3 protein-coding genes are annotated in these 5201 nt (G+C 73.6%); 2 read left to right on the plus strand and 1 reads right to left on the minus strand.

Features of this window, described 5'->3' with window-relative positions; genetic code table 11:
* Positions 1-2: 2 nt before the first annotated feature.
* Complete coding sequence (locus tag E2651_RS40955; protein WP_135336351.1) at positions 3-2096, minus strand: asparagine synthase-related protein; 2094 nt, start codon at positions 2094-2096, stop codon at positions 3-5.
* A 700-nt stretch (positions 2097-2796) separates the two neighbouring features.
* On the opposite strand from E2651_RS40955, the gene E2651_RS40960 reads away from it, so the two are divergent.
* Both E2651_RS40960 and lhgO read left to right on the plus strand, forming a co-directional pair.
* Entirely contained in the window at positions 2797-4245 is a 1449-nt protein-coding gene (locus E2651_RS40960; protein ID WP_135336352.1) for an MFS transporter, read from the plus strand.
* Positions 4246-4421: 176 nt separating this feature from the next.
* Positions 4422-5201: L-2-hydroxyglutarate oxidase (gene lhgO, locus E2651_RS40965; protein ID WP_135336353.1), on the plus strand; the 780-nt coding region annotated here is incomplete at its 3' end.

The raw sequence follows: 5201 nt of genomic DNA on the forward strand, positions 1-5201 counted from the left end.
GACTACCGCCCCGCCCCCAACGCCCCTCTCTGCGGCACCACACTCCCCGTAGGCACCGCCCGCTGCCGCGCGGGCGTCCCCGTCCAGCACGTGCCCCTGCGGGACAGCAGGCGGCGGAGCCAGAGTTCTGTGGAGACAAGGTCGGCCAGGCCGTCCAGGGGGAGGGGCTCGCCCTCTGCCGCCGATCGCAGGGCCTTGCGGACCACGCGGGCCTCCACCAAGCCCGCCTGGGCGAGGAGAGGCGTGTCGAAGAGGGCGATCAGGTCGTCGACGGCCACCCGCAGTCCCGTCCGTGCCGCCGCCGCGGCCGACGCGTGGGAGGGAGCTCCCCAGCCGGGCGGCAGTTCGGCGACTCCTGCGCCTTCCAGGACCGTACGCAGGATCGCGGCGCGGGCCCCCGGCTGGACGCGCAGGGCCACGGGGAGCTCGCGGCAGGCCCGGACGACCTGGTTGTCCAGGAAGGGCGCGTGCAGCCGCTGGAAGCGGACCTCGGCGGCCTGCTCCAGGACGCGCAGGTCCGCCGCGTGCCGGGCGAGCGCCGCTCGGGCGCGGAACTCACCGGGCCGCTGGCCCGGCCCTGCCCCGGGCCGGCCCGTCGTGTCGTGGAGGCGAACCGATACTTCAGCGAGCGCCTCGCCGGTCAGCCAGCGCGCGGCGGGGCCCGGTCTGGCCCACGCGAGCGCGGCGAGCGACGCCCCCACGGCCCCGCCCGGCTCGTCGAAGCGGCGCTGCAGGAGGCGGTCGGCGAGCGAGTCGACGCCCGCGCGGTAGGGCATCCGGGCGAGCTTGCGCGCGGCGCCGTACACGCGCGCGGAGACCATGACGGAGCCGTCCGCCTTGGCGAGCGCCGCGACGGGCCGCACCAGATGGCGCCGTCTGCGGTCCATCAGGAGGTCGGCGAGGCGGGCCGGGTGCGCGTCCATGACCTGCCGTGCGCCGTACCCCGTGAAGTGGTCCGCGCTGCCGGAGGAGAGCCGCGCGCGGTGCCGCTGGGCCGTGACGAGGGAACCGCTCGGCTCGTCCGTCAGAGGGCCGTCCAAGTCCGCGTAGGGGAGGGCCTCTTCGCCCGCGGCGACCACTACGTGGTGCAGGCGCGGGTTGGCCGCGATGGCACCCGCCCGCTCCAGCTCGGCCTCCCGGCCGTTGATCGCGAGGTCGTTGAACGTGACGGCCAGGAGCCGCTCCCCCGCGCCCGTGCCGTGGCCGAGGACCGTGCCGGGCATTCCCGGGAGGCCGGCCGCGAGCAGGGCGAGGGTGCCGGACGCGGGGCCTCCGGAGAGGTCGGCTCCGATGCCGGGCACCGGCATCCCGCGCGCCGCGCGCCGCTCGGCGGGACCCATGCCGGGCACGGGTCCGGGGTCGATGTCCGGTCCGACTCCGGGGACGTGGCGCGGGGCGCCGAGGCGGGCGCGTACGGCCTCCACGAGCGCGTCGCGCACTCCGTCCACGGCGCTGGTCGCGTCGGCCGACGGCGCCGCGACCGCGAGGGAGGCCACCGCTTCGTAACCGGCGATCTCCCGCGCGCCCGCGCGCAGGATCAGCGCGTGCCCCGGCGGCACGCGGCGCACGCCCTGGTAGGGCGTCGAGTCCTGCAGCGCCTCCGGGACGTCGGGGGCGGCGAGCAGCGCCGCGAGGTGACCGATGTCGAGGTGGGCCTCGATGAGGTCGGCGAGCGGCAGCGCGGCCGTCGCGTACGCGGTGCCGTCGTCCCACGGGGTGTAGAAGACGGGCCGGGCTCCGGCCAGGTCGCCGGCGACCATGACGCGGCGTCCGACCTGGACGACCGCCGTGTAACTGCCGGACCAGGCGGTCAGGTGCCGCAGGGCGCCGCCGCGGGCGGCGAAGAGACCGACCCTGAGCTCCTCGTCGCTGGCCCCGCAGGTGCCGAGCACCGCGATCCGGGTCTGCTCGTCGGCCTTGACCGTGCGCACCTCGTCGGCGCGCCAGTCCCCCACCGCCCAGAGCGGATCCGGGTCGTCCCACAGGCGTTGGGAACCCACGGGATGGACGGTCTCGCCGTTCTCACCGGTGGCCCCGGCCGAACCGACCATCGAAGGCTTCGCGGCAGTGCTGCTCCACCCCACCAACCACCGCATCGCTGCCTCCACAGGCTGTGGACAACCAGTGCACCGAAGAACTGGGGTCCCATGCTGCCACGAAGGAGGCGTGCGGGAGTGGCTACGGGGCTGCTCGCGCTCCCCTTGATATCCCTGGAGGGAGCGGTACTTGAAGGGCTCAACAACGCCCTCCCCCTTGCGCGTGGGCGAATTGTCCCGGCCTCCGAGGAGGCGATTTTCGGCCAAATCATCGATTGGCGCCCGCGCGGAGGAACCGTCAAACGCAACACTCAGTCCGGGAGGCGGAGTTCGCCCCCCGGACCGGTCCGCCGCCCGCGGGGATGGAGGCGGCGGTGTCCCCCAGCCCACTGACTCCAGCGCAGCGGGCCGACCCACGCACCATCCATGGAAGCGCTCCCCATATGGCCGGTGAAGAGCGCACACGCAGGCGCACGGCCACACACCCGGAGCACGCCCCGGCACCCCCGCTCTTCCCTACCGGCAACAATCTCGCCATCCGGAACTGGGCCTCTTAACGCTTGGGATGCGGCGAACTACGCTGTGTGTGCTGATGTTTTCGCGGAGGCATATACCTGGGGGCTCGGCCAAATGCTCTTGCGGCCGAGGTTCCAGGCCACGGAGGTCGTCGTCACGATCGCCGCTGCCCCTGGGGGAACGCAGCACGAATGCCGCGCGGTCAAGCCATCGCACGGCAGCCGTCTGTGTCGAGGGGTGGCGCATGTCCAGGGAGCAACGCGGGCCGAACGAAAAGCTCGGCACCGTTCTCGCCCTCGCGGGAATCAGCAATGCGGGACTCGCGCGCAGGGTCAACGACCTCGGCGCCCAACGCGGGTTGACGCTTCGTTACGACAAGACATCGGTGGCCCGGTGGGTGTCCAAGGGCATGGTGCCGCAGGGCGCCGCCCCGCACCTCATCGCCGCCGCCATCGGGCAGAAGCTCGGCCGGCCCGTGCCGCTGCACGAGATCGGCCTCGCGGACGCGGATCCCGCGCCCGAGGTGGGCCTCGCCTTCCCGCGTGACGTGGGCGCGGCGGTGAAGTCGGCCACGGAGCTCTACCGCCTCGATCTGGCGGGCCGCCGCGCGGGCGGCGGCGGCATCTGGCAGTCGCTCGCGGGCTCCTTCGCGGTGAGCGCGTACGCGACACCGGCGTCGCGCTGGCTGATAACCCCGGCCGACAGCTCGGTCGCCCGTGACGTCACCGGTGAGCCGCCCCGCGAGACGGGGCACCCCGACGACGGCGGGCCGCCGATGAAGGTCGGCCACAGCGACGTGGTGAAACTGCGGGAGGCCGCCGAGGACGCCCGGCGCTGGGACTCCAAGTACGGGGGCGGCGACTGGCGTTCATCGATGGTCCCGGAGTGCCTGCGGGTCGAGGCGGCGCCCCTGCTGCTCGGCTCGTACTCGGACGAGGTGGGCCGCTCGCTCTTCGGGGCATCGGCCGAACTCACCCGCCTCGCCGGGTGGATGGCCTTCGACACCGGCCAGCAGGAAGCCGCCCAGCGCTACTACATCCAGGCCCTGCGCCTGGCCCGCGCGGCCGCCGACGTGCCCTTAGGGGGATACGTCCTGGCTTCCATGTCCCTCCAGGCGACCTACCGCGGCTTCGGCGACGAGGGCGTCGACCTCGCGCAGGCCGCCCTCGAGCGCAACCGCGGTCTGGCCACCGCGCGCACCATGAGCTTCTTCCGCCTCGTCGAGGCACGCGCGCACGCGCGCGCCAGTGACGCACAGGCCGCGGGGGCGGCGCTGCGGGCCGCCGAGGGGTGGCTGGAGCGGGCGCGGGACGGCGACAACGACCCGTCGTGGCTCGGCTTCTACTCCTACGACCGCTTCGCGGCCGACGCCGCCGAGTGCTACCGCGACCTGAAGGCGCCCCGGCAGGTGCGCCGCTTCACCGAGCAGGCGCTCTCCAGGCCGACGGAGGAGTTCGTCCGCTCGCACGGGCTGCGCCTCGTGGTGTCGGCGGTCGCCGAGCTGGAGTCCGGCAACCTGGACGCGGCGTGCGAGCAGGGCACGCGGGCGCTCGAGGTCGCCGGGCGCATCTCGTCCGCGCGGACGACGGAGTACGTGAAGGATCTGCTGCACCGCCTGGAACCGTACGGCGACGAGCCCCGAGTGGTGGAGCTGCGGGAGCGCGCTCGGCCACTCCTCGTGGCTCCGGCGTAGGCCGGATCCTGACGCCGCCCCGGTCCATGCCCTCTACACACAGTCTGATCGGCAACAGCAGTTACGCACTCCGTAACCCTCCGGTCCTCGTCGGGTTTGAGGGCGTTGTCAGTGGCGCAGTGCACTATCTGGTGGAGGAGATCCGGTTGGGCGATCTGGTTGGGAGGTGATGCGGGATGGTCCGGGACGTGGCGTACGACTGCGATGTGCTGGTGATCGGCGGCGGAATCGTCGGTCTCTCGACGGCGTACGCCATCACGCGCGCCGCCCCGGGGACACGGGTCACCGTCCTGGAGAAGGAGCCGGGCCCCGCCCGGCACCAGACGGGGCGCAACAGCGGCGTGATCCACAGCGGGATCTACTACCGCCCCGGCTCCCTGAAGGCGCGGTACGCGGTGCGGGGCGCCGCCGAGATGGTCAAGTTCTGCGCGGAGTACGGCATCGCGCACGAGGTCACCGGCAAGCTGATCGTCGCCACGGAGCGGGACGAGCTGCCCCGCCTGCACGCCCTCGTGCAGCGCGGCAGGGAGAACGGCATTCCGGTGCGGGAGCTGGGCCCCGCCCAGATCTCCGAGTACGAGCCCGAGGTTCGGGGGCTCGCCGCCATCCACGTCGGGACGACGGGGATCTGTGACTACGGAGCGGTGGCGGAGCGCCTCGCGGACGCTTCCGGGGCCGAGGTTCGGTACGGCGCGGAGGTCGTCCGCATCGACCGGCGTGCGGCGCTCGGGGTGGCCGTGCGCACCGCCGACGGGGCCGTGGTGCGGGGGAAGGCGCTGGTCAACTGCGCGGGGTTGCAGTGCGACCGGGTCGCGATGCTCGCCGGGGACGACCCGGAGATGCGGATCGTGCCCTTCCGGGGGGAGTACTTCGATCTTGCGCGGCCCGAGCTGGTGCGGGGCCTTGTGTATCCCGTGCCGGATCCGGCGTTCCCCTTCCTGGGGGTGCATCTGACG

The sequence above is a fragment of the Streptomyces sp. MZ04 genome, assembly GCF_004684775.1.
Taxonomy (GTDB): Bacteria; Actinomycetota; Actinomycetes; order Streptomycetales; family Streptomycetaceae; genus Streptomyces.

Coding starts and splice junctions, on each gene's coding strand:
- E2651_RS40955 (WP_135336351.1), bottom strand. CDS start 2,096: ATGCGGTGGTTGGTGGGGTGGAGCAGCACTGCCGCGAAGCCTTCGATG.
- E2651_RS40960 (WP_135336352.1), top strand. CDS start 2,797: ATGTCCAGGGAGCAACGCGGGCCGAACGAAAAGCTCGGCACCGTTCTC.